Raw genomic sequence first — 16,355 nt, 5'->3', positions numbered from 1 at the left:
CGCATCCACGACGAGCCTCAAGCGACGAAGCGCTGCACCCAAGCCACATAGCGGTCGACGAAGCCCTGCAGGAATTTCCGCGTCGAGTCGGAAGTGATGCGGCCATCGGCATCGATCGGGCCATCGTCCTTGAACTGCACGAACACTTCGGGTTGGGCCAGGGTCGGCACATCGAGATAAGCCAGCACGTTGCGCAGGTGCTGCTGCGCCATGGCGGCGCCGGGCGCACCGATGGAGGCGCCGATCACCGCCGCCGGCTTGCCGGCCCATGAGTTGGTGCCCCAGGGCCGCGAGGCGAGATCGAGCGCGTTCTTGAGCACACCGGGAATGGATCGGTTGTATTCGGGAGTGACAAACAACAGGGCATCGGCAGCCTCGACCTGTTTCTTGAGCTGCCGCCCGGCGGCTGGATAGTCCGCATCGAAATCCTGGCTGTACAACGGCAAGTTGCCGATATGCACCTGATCGAAATGCAGGCTGGGCGGCGCCAGGCCTTCCACTGCCCGCGCCAGGCGAAGGTTGAACGATGCATCGCGCAAACTGCCGACCAGCACCGCGACGGTGATTTTTTCTTTAGCGCCCATGTGTGACTCTCCACGTCAGCAATGTGAGTTCTGCGCCATGCACTGGCGATCACTGGATACTACAACGTGCACACACTGGGCCCGCCGGCGGACCGCCTGTAACATGCGCCGATTCCATGGCGTAAATATTGCTTGCTGGTCTCATGACTCGGCACACCGTTACGGCTTGTCCTGCACCCGCTCCGTGCCACACCTGCATCGTAGGGCGACCGGGGCTGCGGCGCGGCGTGCCTGCAGGACACCATCGACGGACGTCGACGCGATGGCGCTGGCTGGGCCTGGCCATGTGCATACTGTGCATGGGTCACATCAGCGCCACTACGTTGCCCAGCGGCGCCTGGCGTGCGGCGCACGCCGGTGACACCCCCAATCAGGTACTGCAGGAATATGGCGCAGGCCGGTTGCGGCGTTTCGACCCCATCCACGCCCAGCGCTTCGTCCCGGGACCTGCCGGCACATGGGTGGTCATCGCCCCACCTCCCAGGCCGGACGACAGCGAACGCGTGCTGACCATTGAGCCGCCGCCCTGGAGCCCGGTCACCGCCTACACCGAAAACCTCGCGCACGCCCAGACCCGCTCGCTGACCGATATTGGCGCGCCGCTCCCCAGTCACGGGCGCCTGGGCTGGCGGTTGTCCGACGACTACCGCGGGTCGACGGCGATCCTGCTGAAATTCGATCCCTCTCCGGCGCTCAATGCGCCGCTGCGCTTCCAGGTCCAGCCCCTGGCCGCCTACCTGCAGCACGATGCCGACTGGCTGACCTTCGCCACAGCCTGCTTTGCCACCATGCTGACCATGGTGCTGATGGCACTGTGTTTCGCGGTGATGCTCAAGGACGTGGTCTACGCCTGGTATGCCGGCTACATCGTCTGCTATGCGCTCATTCTCGGCGCCGAAACCGGCTTCGTATTCAATCCCCTGGGCTGGCACTGGCTGGCCGACAGCGTCGGCATGGCCCACGCCGCCGCGGTGTCGTTGTCGATTGCGTTTGCTGCGCTGTTCATGATCCGTTTCTGCGAACTTCGCCATTACGTGCCGATCTTTCGCGTGCCGGTGCTGGCCCTCGCCGTGGGCATGGTCAACCTGGCCCTGCTGCGCATCAGCCACGTGCCGATCCTGGTGGATGCCGCCGGCGCCCTCTTCACCCCGCTGATCACCCTGGGTGCATCCCTTCTCCTGGTGACATCGCTCGCCGCGGCGGCGCTTGGCTCGCGCGCAGCCTGGCTGTTCTTTCTCGGCTGGGTGCCGTTATTGCTGTTCACGGCAGCCAACAATGCGCACCTCAATGGGGCTCTGCTGGGTTTGAACTGGCCCGACCAGACTGGCCTCGCACTGGGCGCGGTCGAGGCCATCCTGCTTGCCATCGGCCTTGCCGACCGGGCCCTGACCTCGCGCCTGGAGCGCGACGAGGTCCGTGCGCTCGCTGACCATGACGCGCTGACCGCCGTCTTCAACCGCCGTGCCTGGAGCGAACACGCCAACGCCGTGCTCGCCACCAGCGCCTCGCAGCCGATGGCGCTGCTGTTCATCGACCTGGATCACTTCAAGACGCTGAACGACCGTCTCGGCCACCACGCCGGCGACCACGCGCTGATTGCCGTCGCCCAGACCCTTAATGCCGAGTTGCGGCCGCGCGACCTGCTCGGCCGGTACGGTGGCGAAGAATTCGTCGTGCTGCTCGACGCAACCTCTGCTGAACACGCCGTGGAGGTGGCCAACCGGCTGCGGCGCCGCGTCCATCGCCTGGAAATCCCGGCCGGCAGCGACACGTCGTTCCTCACCCTCAGCGTCGGCATCGCCATGCGCCAAGCCGCCGACAGTCTGCAGGCGATGGTGGAACGAGCTGATCAGGCCATGTATCGGGCCAAGTCCAGCGGCCGCAATCAAGTGGTCATGCATGATGCCGTCATGCTCATGCGCTCGGATCGGCTGCTGCCGGTCGAGCGCCGTCACCGCAGCGGCGCGCCCCCTGCCCAACCGTAGCCGCGCCGCCCGACGCTAGGCTTCGGCCAGGGCGTGGGCTGCCGCCACCACGTCGGCCTCCCCGGGCAGTACCAGCAATGCCGCGCCGGCCAGCGGCGTGAAGGTGTCGGCGCCGACCACGCGGCGCAAGGGCTTGGCGCCCAGCCCGGCTTCCACGATGGCCGTAATCACGCCTTCGCCGACGCCGGCGCTGCGCCGCCCTTCGTCGAGCACCACGATGCGTTTGGCTGTGCCCGCTTGTTCGGCAATGAAGTTCTCGTTCAGCGGCACCAGCCAGCGCAGATCGACCACACGTACCTGCCACGACAGCTCGGCCTCGATCGTGCGCGCCGCACGCAAGGCCATGGGTACGCCATTGCCAAAGGTGAACACCACCAGGTCGTTCGCTGCCTCATGGTAGACACGGCCGGCGCCGAAGGCCATGGCCTGGCCCGGTACCGGATAGGCAAACTGCCACTCGCCATCACCGGCCGCGTACAGGTCCTTGGTCATATACAGGGCGATCGGCTCCAGGAGCGCACACACGCGGCCATCCACCTTCGCCAGGGCCAGCAGGGTGCGCAGCATGGTTGCCGCGTCGTCGCCCCGGCTTGGACAGCCCACCACCAGGCCCGGGATGTCGCGCAAGGCCGTAATTGAATTGTCGTTGTGGAAATGGCCGCCAAAACCCTTCTGGTAGCCGAGCGAGGCAATCCGCAACACCAGTGGATTGCGGTATTGGCCATTGGAGAAGAACTGCAGCGAGGACGCCTCGCCGCGAATCTGGTCGCAGGCATTGTGGAAATAGGCCAGGTACTGGATCTCGGGGATCGGCAGCATGCCCATGTTGGCGTAGCCCTGGGCCAAGCCAAGGATCATGGTTTCATCGAGCAGGGTGTTGAACACGCGCGCGCCCTTGAACGCCTTCTGCAAGCCCTTGGTGACGGTATACACGCCGCCCTTCTGCGCCACGTCCTCGCCAAATACGAGCGCCTCGGGATACTTCGCCAGCGCGTCGTGCAGGGCGTGGTTGATCAGGATCGCCAGGTGTCGCGGCGGCAGGTCCTCCGGCAACTTGTCGGCACCGCCAAATGCCGCCAGGCGTTGCTCGGCAGTAGCCGTCCGCGTGGCCTCGGCCGCCACTGCGGCAGGCGTGTACGGTGCCAGGGGCGCAACGACCTCGGCCAGCGTGGCCAGGCGCGGCCGTGCGTCGGCCGCCTCGGCCGCGGCAAAGCAGCGCTTGCGCATTGCCTCGTAGACCGCCAGCAGCTCGTCCTTGCCGTAGACCCCGGCTTCCAGCGCGATGGCGGCCGAGCGCAGGAGGGGATCGGTGGCTTCCAGCGCCACCAGTTCCTCGAGGCTGCGCCACTCGATCTCGAAATCGCTGCCGGCGTGCCCCATCAGGCGCGTGGTCTTGAGATGCAGGAAGGTCGGCCGACGCGTGTCGCGGCAATGCGCGACCGCAGCCGCCACCTGGGCATAACCCACCGCGAGGTCCAGGCTGTCGGCAAAGAAATAATCCAGGTCGGGACGATGCCGGAAATTGTTCGCGACCCAGCCCGAGGGGGTCTTCACCGAAATGCCGATACCGTTATCCTCGCACACGAACAAGACCGGCGCCGGCAACTTCTGGTACGCCGTCCAGCCCGCGGCATTGAACGTCGTCTGCGCCGTGGCATGGTTGCTCGAGGCATCGCCAAACGAGCAGATCACGATGCTGTCCGCCGGCACCGGCAACGGATGGCCGATGCGCCTGGCCTGCTCGATGGCCACGGCGGTACCGAGCGCCTTCGGCAGATGCGAGGCGATCGTTGAGGTCTGCGGCAGGACCCACAGCGGCTTGCTGCCCCAGACCTTGTGCCGGCCACCGGAGGCCGGATCTTCCTTGCTGGCGGCAAAGCTCAGCGCCGAATCGACCACCGGGTCCATGCCCGGCAACTTGCGGAAGCGCTCGGCCATGAAGCCGCCGGAGCGGTAATGCAGGAATGCCGGGTCGGTGTGCCTGGTCAAACGCGCGACCAGCGCGTTGCCTTCGTGGCCGGAGCTGCCGATGGTGTAGAACACCTTGTCCTGCTTGCGCAACACCCGCGCCATGAGATCCAGGTGCCGGCTGACCAGCTCCGACTCGAACAACTCACGGAAACCCCGCACATCCAGCGTGCTGCCAGGCAGCACCGGGCCATCCTCGGGCGGAGTCGGACGCGTCTCGCCATTCCACTGCTGCACGAACTCGATGAAGTTCTGGTCGACGATCTCGGCGCGGTTGAAACCCTTGTGGCGTGCGCTGATGACAACTGGATTGGACATGGCGATAGGCGGCGATACGAATGGCAGGGGGGATTGCTTTTGTGGGAGTCCCCCGGCGGCAATGCCTTTAAACGCATTGCCCGCCGGCAGGTCCCACATCCGGAAGTCATGGCGCCGCGCACCAGGCGCGGCGGGCGCGGTTCAGAACGCGTTGATGCCGGTCAGCTCGCGACCGACGACGAGTTCGTGGACGGTCTGCGTGCCCTCATAGGTGATGACCGACTCCAGGTTCAACGCGTGGCGGATTGCATTGTGTTCGGTGGTGATGCCGGCGCCACCGAGGATGTCGCGACATTGGCGCGCCACGTCGATGGCCATGCGGCAGTTGTTCCACTTCGCCAGCGAGACCTGGGTTGGCCGCAACTGGCCGGCGTCCTTCAGGCGACCCAACTGCAGGGACAGCAGTTGCGCGGTGGTGATGCGCCTGGCCATGTCGGCCAGCTTGACCTGGATGGACTGGTTCGCGGCCAGCGGGCGGCCGAACAACACGCGCTCGGCGGTATACGCCAGCACTTCCTTCAAACAGGCCTGCGCGGCCCCGATCGGCCCCCAGGTAATGCCGTAACGCGCCTGGTCGAGACAGCCCAAGGGCCCCTTGAGGCCCTTGACGCCCGGCAGCATCGCGCTGGCCGGCACGCGCACGTCATCAAAAAAAAGCGCCGAGGTGACCGACGCACGCAGGCTCATCTTCTTGTGGATTTCCTGGGCCTTGAAGCCAGGCGTCGCGGTAGGCACCACGAAGCCGCGAATCCCATCGACGGTCTGCGCCCAGACGATGGCAATATGTGCGAGGTTGCCGTTCGTGATCCACATCTTGGCGCCGTTGATCACCCAGTCGTCGCCGGCTTTTTTTGCATGGGTTTTCATGTTGGCCGGGTCGGAGCCGCCGTGCGGCTCGGTCAAGCCGAAGCAGCCAATCACCTCGGCAGCCGCCATGCGCGGCAGGTACTCGCGCTTCTGCTCCTCGCTGCCATACGCAAAGATTGGATACATGCACAGCGAACTCTGCACCGAGGCGAAACTGCGCAGCCCCGAATCGCCACGCTCGAGCTCCTGGCAGATCAGGCCATAGCTGACCCCGTTCATGCCGGCGCCGCCGTATTCCTCGGGAATGGTCGCGCCAAGCAGCCCGAGGCTCGCAATCTCCGGGATCAACTCGACCGGAAACCGCGCCTGGTCGAAGCAGTCGCCAATGATCGGCAGGACCTTCTCGTCGACGAAGCGGCCGACCGTGCCCTGCACCATGCGTTCTTCATCGCTCAGCAGCGAGCGGACATCGTACAAATCGAGCGGATCGAGACGCGGGGCGGGCATGCGACCTCCAAGAACCTGGGTGTGAACGTGCATTGTAGCCCTGGCGCCTGCAAATCCCGCCACAAAGCCGGGGGGAGCCCCGGACGGAAGCAGCCATCACTGGTTGCTCACCCCGCTGGGCACGTGTCCGGTCGCGACATGCTGGCGCGCCGACTCCACGTTCGCCGGGGAATCGTCGAAAAAGATGTCGGCGCCAAACGCATCCAGGAACGGCCCCTTGTCGCGGCCGCCGAGGAACAGCGCCTCGTCGATGCGCACGCCCCACTTGCGCAAGGTCAGGATGACACGCTTGTGCGCCGGCGCCGAGCGCGCGGTGACGAGTGCCGTGCGGATCGGCGAATGCTCGGCCGGGAACGCCGACTGCAGGTGATGCAGCGCCGTGAGGAACCCCCGGAACGGGCCCACCGACAGTGGCTCGGCAGCGTGCTCGGTCTCGCTGCGATGGAAGGCTTCCAGCCCCTCTTCGCGCGAGACGCGTTCGCCTTCATCGCCAAACAACACGGCGTCACCGTCGAAGGCGATGCGTAGTTGCTCCCCTGCCCTGGGCGGTGCGGAGCTGGGCAGGATGGTGGCAGCTGCCACCCCCGCCGCCAACGCGCGGCCGACATCCTCGGCGTTGGCCGACAAGAAGAGATCGGCCTTGAACGGCGCAATGTAGTCGGATGTCGGCGCTCCGCTGGTGAATGCCGCGCGGCTGATGGCCAGGCCGTGGTGCTGGATCGAATTGAAGATGCGCAAGCCGGTGTCGCCGGAATTGCGCGAGAGCAGGATCACCTCCACCGGCGGCACCGCGCCACTCAACCGGTTCAGGTCAAGCAGCTTCTGCACCAGCGGAAATGCCACGCCCGGAGCGAGGATGTCGTCCTCGTGCGCGATCTGGAAAGCGCGGTAGGCATCCAGGCCTTCGCGCTGGAACAACGCGTGGCTGTCGCTGAGGTCGAACAGCGCCCGCGACGAGATGGCTACCACCAGCCGATTGTCGGCTTGCGCCGCGGCATCGTGGGCATTGGTCGTCGAAGTGCTCATGGCAGCATCATGCACGCATCGCAGCCGGCGAATCCAGCCAGGAGCCTAATCGGCCGCAAACTGTTCGTCGAGAATGCGTTGCTCGAGGTTGTGCTCGGGGTCGAACAGCAGGCGCAGCCCGGCGCCCTCGGTTTGCCGGACGGTTACGGTGTGCACGTCACGTACCTCGAGAAAATCCGCGGTGGCGCTGACGGGGCGCTTTTCCGCGCCCAGGACGCGGATACGGACCTCGGTGCGGTACGGCAAGATCGCGCCGCGCCAGCGTCGCGGGCGGAACGCGCTGATCGGGGTGAGCGCCAATACCTTCGCGTCCAGCGGCAGGATCGGGCCGTGCACGGACAGGTTGTAGGCGGTGGAACCGGCGGGGGTGGACACCAGGATGCCGTCGCAGATCAAGACGGGCAACTTGAGGATGCCGTTCAACTTGACCTCGAGATGCGCCGCCTGGTTGCTCTGGCGCAGCAACGACACTTCGTTGAACGCCAACGCCGTGTGCGATTTGCCCGCCCCGTCGCGTACCCGCATCTCCAGCGGGTGCAACTCGGCCACATGGGCCTTGCCGACCCGGGCGGCAAGATCACGCTGACGATACTTGTTCATCAGGAAGCCGACGCGGCCAAGCTTCATGCCGTAGACGGGAATGCCCCTGCCGCGATGGGCATGCAGCGTCCGCAACATGAACCCGTCGCCGCCCAAGGCGATGATCACGTCGGCGTCGGCGACCGGCACATCGCCATAACGCTCGATGAGCCGGCTCCGGGCCTGCTGGGCTTGCTCGATTTCACTGGCGACGATCGCAAAACGCATGGGCGCATCCTACGCGGCGAAGTATGCCGACTGACGGCAAAGTACCCATCCCACGAAGCCCTGCACAACCATCCGCGGAAACGCGCGCACGCGACGTTCCGGCGACGCAGAGGTCCAGCCCACGCCAAGCGGCGTGGGCCGGGCCGACACCTCAAACCGCGGCCACTTGCGCCAATTGCGCAAGGCGCCGCACCGCAACCGAGGCGATTGGGTAATCCGCAGTCTGCGTGAAAATCTCCGCCAACATGCTGCGCGTGTACTTCAAGGTCGGATCGTCGCGCTGCAGCCAGGCCGCGACCAACGCCGGGCCACTGCTGCCCGGGTGGCCCGAAGCCGCCACCTGCGACGCCAGGGCGCGATGCTGGTGGTTCAGCTCGTCGAGCAGCGAGCCGCGTGCCTGCGCGTGCCAGCGTCCTTCCACCGGCAAGGCCTCGATCTGGGTGCGCAGCCATTCCAGGTCCAGCGCCTCGCCCAACTCGTAGAACACGCTGGCCACCTGTTCGACCGGTTGCCGGGTCTGGGTTGCCACCTCGACCATGTCCAGCGACGCACGCAACGCCGGCAGCCGCGCCAACGGCAGCGCCAACTCAGGCGGAAGGCCGAGGCCAAGCCACTCTTGCTGGCTCTGCTCAAACGCCGCCTTGCCCTTGTCGTTGAGCACACCCGGCAAGGCGTTGCGCAGCGCGGATACGCCGCTCTGATAACGCTCGACGGTGTCGGCGATACCAAGGACGCTGCCTGGTCGATTGAGCAGCCAACGCGTGAGGTGACGCAGCAACGACCAGATCTGCTTGATTGCCTCCATCTGGGTGTCTTCGGCCACCTTGCTGTCCAGGGCCTCGACTTGGGCCCAGAGCTTCCGCGCATCGATGATTTCACGCGCCGCGGTATAGGCCTTGGCAATCGCGCCCGGGCCTTGTCCCGTGTCTTCCTGCATGCGCAGCATGAACGTGGCGCCCATGCGGTTGATCGTGGAGTTCGTCACCACGGTGGCGATGATTTCCCGCTTCAGGCGGTGGCGCTGCATATTTTCGGCGTACTTCTCGTGCAATGGCAACGGGAAATAGCGCACCAGCTCCTTGGACAGGTAGGCATCCTCGGGGACGTCCGAATCCAGCAACTGCTGGAACAGTCGGATCTTGTCGTAGGACAGCAGGATCGCCAGCTCTGGCCGGGTCAGCCCCAGGCCCCGACTCTTGCGCTCGGCCAGCTCCGCGTCACTGGGCAGGTTCTCCACCTGGCGATCGAGCGAACCTTCGGCTTCCAGGGTGCGGATGAAGTGCGCCATCGAGCCCAGGCGTGATACCGATTGATGCTCCATCAAGGTGATGGCTTGGTTCTGCCGATAGTTGTCGAGCAACACCAGCCGCGCCACTTCGTCGGACATCGACGCCAGTTGCGTATTGCGCCCGTCCACGGTGATCTCGCCACGAGCCACCGCGTCGTTCAACAGGATCTTGATATTGACCTCATGGTCCGAGGTACCCACGCCTGCGGAGTTGTCGATGAAATCGGTGTTGAGGATCACCCCGTGCTGCGCGGCCTCGATGCGGCCCTTCTGGGTCATGCCGAGGTTGCCGCCCTCACAGATGATCGTCGCGCGCACCTCCGCGCCGTTGATGCGCAGAGCGTTGTTTGCCCGGTCGCTGGCGTCGGCATGGCTTTCCGTGCTCGCCTTGATGTAGGTGCCGATGCCGCCGTTGTACAGCAGGTCGACCGGTGCCTTCAGGCAGGCGCTGAGCAGCTCATTGGGCGCCATGTGCTCGACGTCGGCCGGCAGGCCCAGGACCTCGCGTACCTCCGGCGAAACCGGTATCGACTTCAGGGTGCGTGCATAGACGCCGCCGCCGGCGGAAATCAGCGCGCGGTCGTAGTCGTCCCAACTGGAGCGCGGCAGCTTGAACAGACGCTCGCGTTCGGCAAACGAGCGCGCCGGGTCCGGATGCGGATCGAGGAACACATGCCGATGGTCGAACGCCGCCACCAGGCAGGTGTGCTCCGAGCGCAACATGCCATTGCCAAACACGTCGCCGGACATGTCGCCAATACCGACGCATGTGAAATCCTGCGTCTGGCAATCGCGATTGAGCGAACGGAAGTGACGCTTGACCGATTCCCAGGCGCCGCGCGCCGTGATACCCATGCCCTTGTGGTCGTAGCCATGCGAGCCGCCCGAGGCGTAGGCGTCACCCAGCCAATAGTGGTGGCCTTCGGAAATCGCATTGGCGATGTCGGAGAACTTGGCCGTGCCCTTGTCCGCCGCCACCACCAGGTACGGGTCATCGGCATCATGACGAACCACGTTCGCCGGGTGCACCACCTTGCCGTCCACCAGATTGTCGGTGATGTCGAGCATGCCCTGGTTGAACATCTGGTAGCAGGCAATGCCCTCGGCAAGCTGGGCGTCACGATCGCCGCCGACCGGTGGCTTCTTGACGAAGAAACCACCCTTGGAACCCACCGGCACGATGACCGCGTTCTTCAGCATCTGCGCCTTGGCCAGGCCCATGCTTTCGGTGCGGAAATCCTCGCGCCGGTCGGACCAGCGCAAGCCGCCGCGGGCGACTGGCCCGAAGCGCAGATGCACCGCCTCCGTGCGCGGCGCGTAGACCCACACTTCCCGGAACGGCACGGGCTTCGGCAAGTCCGGCACCTTGTGCGAGTCGAACTTGTAGCTGATGTATTGACGTGGCGCGCCGTCCCACAGCTGGAAGAAGCTGGTGCGCAAAGTGGCGCGGATGACGGCGACAAAGCTGCGCAGGATGCGGTCTTCGTCCAGGCTGTCGACATTCTCCAGCAGCACACCGATGGCGCGCTCGAGCGCGGCCATCTGGACGTCCCGCGGCTGGCCCATCGCCTCGCCAAGCCCGGTGACCAAACCCGGCTGGACCTTTTGCACCTTCGCCGGGATCAGCATTTCCATTTCGGCCACGAACGCGGTGGTAGCGGCGGCGCGGTCACCCGCGGTCTCGCGCTCGGGATCGAACTTGGCCAGGAACAGCTCGACGATCAGGCCGGCGACGGCCGGATAGTGGTTGAGTGCGTTTTCCATGTAGGCCTGGGAAAACGTCACCCCTACCTGCAGCAGGTACTTGCAATAGCCACGCAGCATCGCCACCTGGCGCCAGCTGAGCTTGGCGCCGAGCACCAGGCGGTTGAAGCCGTCGTTCTCCGCATGCCCGCGCCATACATGGGCGAAGGCATCCTCGAACAAGCTGCCGACCTGGCCGACGTCAAACGCCAGCGCGCCGACCGGCTGTACCTCGAAATCCTGGATCGATTGCGGTCGCGCGGCATCGGGGATCTCATAGACATGCTCGGTAAGCACGCGCAGGCCGAGATTTTCCAACTGCGGCAAAACCTCGGACAGGGCAATGTCACCACCGCTGCGATAGACCTTGAAGCGCAAGGTGTCCGGCTGGTTGGCCGGATGGTACAGCAGGGTACGCAAGGCGTCGTCGCCCTGGAGCAATGACAGCTGATAGATGTCCTGGGCGGCAACGGTCGCGTCGACGTCGGCCACATAACCGGGCGGCAACAGGCGCGCATATTGGTTGGCCAGCACCACGCCATCCTGCTCGCCGTGCCGCCGGATCAACGTATCGCGTACGTCATCGGCGAAATCACGGACGATGGTCGTCACTCCCTGCTCCAGGGTGGGCAGGTCGTACTCGGGGCGGTCACCAATCTTCGGACGCACGACCAGGGTGATGCGCGCCAACGTGCCCTCGCCCATCTGCACCGTCGAATCCAGCTGCTCGGCGCGCAAGGCCGTGCTGAGCAGCGCCTCGATGCGCTCACGCACCGTGGTGCTGAAGCGGTCACGCGGCACATACACCATGCAGCTGAAAAACCGGCTGTAGCGGTCACGACGCACGAACAGCCGGGTGCGTGGACGCTGGCGCAGCTCGAGCACGCCCATCGCGCTGGTGAACAGCTCGTCTTCCGTGCTCTGCAGCAACTCGTCGCGCGGCAGCGTCTCCAGGACATGCTGCAGGGCCTTCCCGGAGTAAGAATCGCGCCTGAGTCCGGAGCGGGCCAGGACCGCGGCCACGCGGTGACGCAACAACGGGACGTCCTGCGGGCGCGCCATGTAGGCGTTGGACGAAAACAGGCCCAGGAAGCGCTGTTCGGCCACCGGCTTGCCGGCGGCATCGAACTTCAGTACCCCGACGTAATCCATGTAGCCGGCGCGATGGACATCGGAGCGGGCATTGGTCTTGGTCAGGATGATCGCGTCGGTGGCGCCCGATTGCGGCAGCGCCGTCGCCACCAGCGATTGCAGTGAACGCGGCGCCATGGTGCGCGCATCGTTGCGCAGGATACCCAGCCCGGAGGAGGCAACCGCGCGCAACATGGGTTCGCCACCCTCCTCGAGCACCTCGTACTCGCGGTAACCGAGGAAGGTGAAATTGTCCGCCGTCAGCCAACGCAGGAACTCGCTGGCCTCAGCCACGGCAGCAGAACCGATCGGCAGCTGGCGCTGCGGCAAATCCTGGGCGATGGCCGAAGCCTTCCCGCGCATCGGTTCCCAGTCGCCCACGGCGGCACGCACGTCGTCCAGTGCCGCTTCCACGGCTTCGACCAAGGCTGCGCGGTCCGCGTCTTGTACCCGGTCGATCTCGAAATGCATGATCGATTCAAGTGTGGCGCCCTGACCCGCCTCGGCGCGCTCCGTCATCCCAGTCAATTCACCGGACGTGGTCCGCACCACGCCAAGCACCGGATGGATGGCCGCATGGACGGTTTGCCGATGGGCCAGGACCATGCTGGTCGAATCAACCAGGAACGGCATGTCGTCGGTGACGATCTGCAGCAGGCTCCGCCCGCCATGGGCTTCCTTCGGGTTGAGCACCCGCACCAGAGTCTGACCCGGGCGGCGTTGTTGCATGAAGTCCAGCAGACTGGCGACGATCACCGCCCATTGGGCGGGCGCGTGCAACTCCCCATCGCTGCTGCTCATGCGCGAGAAAAACGCATTGCAAAAGGCCTGGGCCGAAGCCAGGCGCTGCGGCGACAGGCCGAGCTTTTTCAGCTCGTCAAACACCGCTATGGAGGAAGAATTACCGGGCACCGAAGAATTGGAGGACATGGCATCAGCTTGGTTGGTGGAAAGACCCGATCGGGGCGTCTCAAACCGCTGAAGGATACGCCGGCGCGCATGCCGATACCACCCGCAGCCGCCCGCCACGAAGCGGTCGGGACGGCCTTCCGAGCCGTTTCCCGCCGGACGGCCAGCCGCTCAGGATGCGTGTCGCAACAACATCCAAAGCAGCACATTGAGGGTGACGAAGGATCCCAACGTCGTCAGCAGCAAGGCGGCGGCCGCGCGGTCCTCGGCGTGGTACCGCTGCACCAGTACCGAGTACATGGCCATGACCGGCATCGCCGCCATCAGCACCGCAGCAATTTTCAAATCCGCGTCCAGGCCGCCGAACAGTGCCGTGCCGATCGATGCAATGGCCACCCAGACGCCCAGCGGATGCAACACCAGCTTCGCCAACACGAGGGAAACCACGCCCCCAAGCAGGTGTGACATTCGTGACTCGGCCAGCGTGCCACCCACAAAGAACAAGGTCAGGACCCCGCTGGCCTGGGCAAACATCTCCATCGTCCGCGAAGCGAAGATCGGAATCTGCAAGCCCGACAGGGCCACGAGCAGGCCCGCAAACAAGCCGATGACCAGCGGCCGCGTCATCACCCTGCCGATTGCGCCCAGCGCCGAGTGCCCCGCCGTCCCCGATCCAAAACCGGATTCCGCCAGGAACAAGAACAGCGGCATGACCATCAGGTTTTCGACGACGGTATTCAGTGCCAGGGCAGTTCCCGCCACCTTCGGCACCGCCAGCAGGAGCACCGGGTACCCGACGAACGCGCTGTTGGATGACACCGCACCCAGCGCGTAAACCGCCGCCGCGGTTTCGCCACGGTGCCCGATCCAGCGCATGCCCGCCAACACCGCCAGGCCGAGGCCGGCGGAACCGACGAAGTAGGAACCGATATACGCCCAGTTCAGGGTATCGGCCAACCGCTGTCCGGCAATCGCCATGCATACGAGTGCCGGCAATGCAAAGTTGATCGCGAAGCGGCCCAGCGCATGGTTGTCCGTCGCCTGCACGCGCCCGGTGCGCACGGCAAGGTAGCCGGCCAGGATGGTGAGGTAGATCGGTACCGTAATGCGCAGCACGTCGGTCATCGTCGCTCCCCTACAAGGACGGCAGCAGATCAATAGGCAGCCATCACACAAACTGGCCCACCAGCGCTTTCATCCCTTGCAATCCTTGCTGTACTATCTGGTACGTCCACCATATCGCCGTGGGAATGTTGTAACCAACACCGCGCCCTGACAAGAGGTTTGGCCTGACCTGTCGCCGTGATGGCCAAGCTGCGGCCCGGGCCAGGCCACGCCCATGGCGGCAACGCTGCACCGCCATCTGGCGCAAGGAGTCATCGCATGAAACACCGGTATTCGTTGGCGCAATTGTCGGCTCTGCTGTTGCCGCCGCCGGCCTTGGTCGATGCCGCAGCCAAGGCTGGATATGACTATGTCGGGCTGCGGGCCAACCGTGTCGCCGCCGACGAACCTCTCTATGCATTGACCGAAGACGCGCATTTGCTGCGCGAAACCAAGGCTCGCCTGGCAGACAGCGGCGTCAAGGTCCTCGACCTGGAACTGGCACGCATCGGCGCGGGCGACCAGGCCAGGGACCTCCTGCCCTTGCTGGAACTGGCGGCTGAACTTGGCGCGCACGATGTCATCGCGCAATTGCCTGACCCGGACCGGCATCGGGCAGTCGACCAGTTCGGACAACTGTGCGATCTGGCGCGTCCGTTGGGCGTCTTTGCCAATCTCGAGTTCCCGTCGTGGACAGCAACACCAAACCTCGCCAGTGCCGTGGCCATACTGCGCGCGGCCGATCGCCCCAATGCCGGCATCCTGGTCGACATGCTGCATTTCGCACGATCCGGATCATCGCTTGACGAACTGGCCAAATTGCCAAGGCACTGGTTCCGCTACGCACACCTGTGCGATGCCCCGGCGGCCCGCCCCAGCTCAAACGAAGGGCTGATACGCGAGGCACGAGCGGAGCGGATGTTCCCCGGCGAAGGCGGACTGGGGGTCAAGGAAATCCTGGCCCAGATGCCCCAGGACATCCCCTACGCGCTAGAGATTCCGCGTCTGCCGTTGGCCCGTATTCTTGGAGACGTGGAATATGTGCGCCTGGCATTGGACGCGACTCGGCGCCATCTGGACCACGAGCCGGTCGCGGTCCATCACGTCTCTGCCTGACAATCGCTCGATGCCTGCAGGTCCGAGCCCGAGGAAATACGCATGGAATCGAAAACCGTAGCCCCGGCCGTCGACGTCATCGTCAGCGAGGTCGGCCCACGCGAAGGCGCGCAAAGCATCCACCAGACCATACCGACCGAGGTCAAGCAGCGCTGGATCGCTGCGCTGGCCGCCGCTGGCTTGCGCGAGATCGAAGTGGGCTCGTTCGTCTCCGCGCGGCGCCTGCCGCAAATGCTCGACGCTCCCGAACTGGTGCGGGCTGCCCGCCGCATCCCCGGCCTCACCGTACTGGCGTTGGCACCGAATGCGAAGCACGCCGCGCGTGCGTTCGCCGCTGGCGTCCACACCGTGACCATGCCGGTCTCGGCATCGCGCATGCACAGCGAAAAAAACATCGGCATGACCCCGGAGGAAGCGATCGAACAAGTCCGCATCACCTGCACGCTCCGCGATGGACTGGACAGCCATCCACGGCCAACTGTCGAGGTCGGCATTTCCACTGCCTTCGGCTGCACGATGGAAGGACCCGTGTCGGAGGACTGGGTCATGGAAATGGCGGCACGCCTTGCCAAGGCAGGAGCGGATAGCATCGGCCTGTCCGATTCCACGGGCTACGCCAACCCGACACAGGTGAAGCGCATGTTCAAGCGCCTGCGGCATGAAATCGGCGCGCTCGCGGGTGCCGCGCACCTACACAATACGCGCGGGCAAGGTTTGGCCAATGTGGTCGCGGCGCTGGATGTCGGCGTCACCACGTTCGACTCGTCCCAGGGCGGGCTGGGCGGCTGCCCCTACGCGCCAGGTGCGACCGGCAACATCGTCACGGAAGACCTGGTGTTCCTGCTTGAGGCCATGGGCTTGCGCACGGGCGTGGACATCGGCCGACTGCTGGAAGCGCGCACGTTGTTGGCACAGGCTCTGCCAGGCGAACCGCTGTATGGACACCTGGTGGATGCAGGCTTACCCAAGGGATTCATCGCCGCCACGCAACCGTTGGGCCGGCCCGCCGCCACACCATCATCCAGATAGGGAGCGGCGCTCCGTAGCCCTTGTGGCTCTTCG

General features: G+C 65.3%; 10 protein-coding genes. 3 read left to right on the top strand and 7 right to left on the bottom strand.

Annotated features, from left to right (window positions below; genetic code table 11):
• Positions 1-17 precede the first annotated feature (17 nt).
• Positions 18-584 carry an NADPH-dependent FMN reductase gene (locus AC3WJB_RS08535; protein WP_492680586.1) on the bottom strand — a complete coding sequence of 189 codons (567 nt, stop codon included), beginning with the start codon at positions 582-584 and terminating at the stop codon, positions 18-20.
• A 299-nt stretch (positions 585-883) separates the two neighbouring features.
• Here AC3WJB_RS08535 and AC3WJB_RS08530 point away from each other — a divergent pair, with 299 nt between their 5' ends.
• Positions 884-2,569, top strand: coding sequence for a sensor domain-containing diguanylate cyclase (locus tag AC3WJB_RS08530; protein ID WP_492680584.1), 1,686 nt, complete (start codon positions 884-886; stop codon positions 2,567-2,569).
• A 15-nt stretch (positions 2,570-2,584) separates the two neighbouring features.
• On the opposite strand, the gene AC3WJB_RS08525 is transcribed toward AC3WJB_RS08530, so the two are convergent.
• The 6 genes from AC3WJB_RS08525 to AC3WJB_RS08500 form a co-directional block, all read right to left on the bottom strand.
• Positions 2,585-4,855 (bottom strand): thiamine pyrophosphate-dependent enzyme, encoded by a 2,271-nt coding sequence (locus AC3WJB_RS08525; RefSeq protein ID WP_492680582.1) that lies wholly within the window; start codon positions 4,853-4,855, stop codon positions 2,585-2,587.
• 141 nt (positions 4,856-4,996) lie between these two features.
• The gene (locus tag AC3WJB_RS08520) at positions 4,997-6,169 is read right to left on the bottom strand and encodes an acyl-CoA dehydrogenase family protein (protein ID WP_492680580.1); all 1,173 of its coding nucleotides are present in this window, start codon (positions 6,167-6,169) and stop codon (positions 4,997-4,999) included.
• A 96-nt stretch (positions 6,170-6,265) separates the two neighbouring features.
• Entirely contained in the window at positions 6,266-7,195 is a 930-nt protein-coding gene (locus AC3WJB_RS08515; RefSeq protein ID WP_492680578.1) for a 5'-nucleotidase, read from the bottom strand.
• Positions 7,196-7,240: 45 nt separating this feature from the next.
• Complete coding sequence (locus tag AC3WJB_RS08510) at positions 7,241-8,002, bottom strand: NAD kinase (RefSeq protein ID WP_492680576.1); 762 nt, start codon at positions 8,000-8,002, stop codon at positions 7,241-7,243.
• A 151-nt stretch (positions 8,003-8,153) separates the two neighbouring features.
• Positions 8,154-13,094, bottom strand: coding sequence for an NAD-glutamate dehydrogenase (locus AC3WJB_RS08505; protein ID WP_492680574.1), 4,941 nt, complete (start codon positions 13,092-13,094; stop codon positions 8,154-8,156).
• A 150-nt stretch (positions 13,095-13,244) separates the two neighbouring features.
• The gene (locus tag AC3WJB_RS08500) at positions 13,245-14,198 is read right to left on the bottom strand and encodes an AEC family transporter (protein ID WP_492680572.1); all 954 of its coding nucleotides are present in this window, start codon (positions 14,196-14,198) and stop codon (positions 13,245-13,247) included.
• A gap of 258 nt (positions 14,199-14,456) precedes the next feature.
• Here AC3WJB_RS08500 and AC3WJB_RS08495 point away from each other — a divergent pair, with 258 nt between their 5' ends.
• Together AC3WJB_RS08495 and AC3WJB_RS08490 are read left to right on the top strand one after the other, a co-directional pair.
• Positions 14,457-15,293 carry a sugar phosphate isomerase/epimerase family protein gene (locus AC3WJB_RS08495; protein ID WP_492680570.1) on the top strand — a complete coding sequence of 279 codons (837 nt, stop codon included), beginning with the start codon at positions 14,457-14,459 and terminating at the stop codon, positions 15,291-15,293.
• A 42-nt stretch (positions 15,294-15,335) separates the two neighbouring features.
• On the top strand, positions 15,336-16,322 hold the full coding sequence (locus tag AC3WJB_RS08490) for a hydroxymethylglutaryl-CoA lyase (RefSeq protein ID WP_492680568.1): 987 nt from the start codon (positions 15,336-15,338) through the stop codon (positions 16,320-16,322).
• The last annotated feature ends 33 nt before the right edge of the window (positions 16,323-16,355 follow it).

It is taken from the genome of Rhodanobacter sp. FW510-R10 (assembly GCF_058781105.1).
The sequence above is the reverse complement of the archived record's forward strand: the minus strand, read 5'-3'. Positions and strand labels throughout refer to the sequence as shown.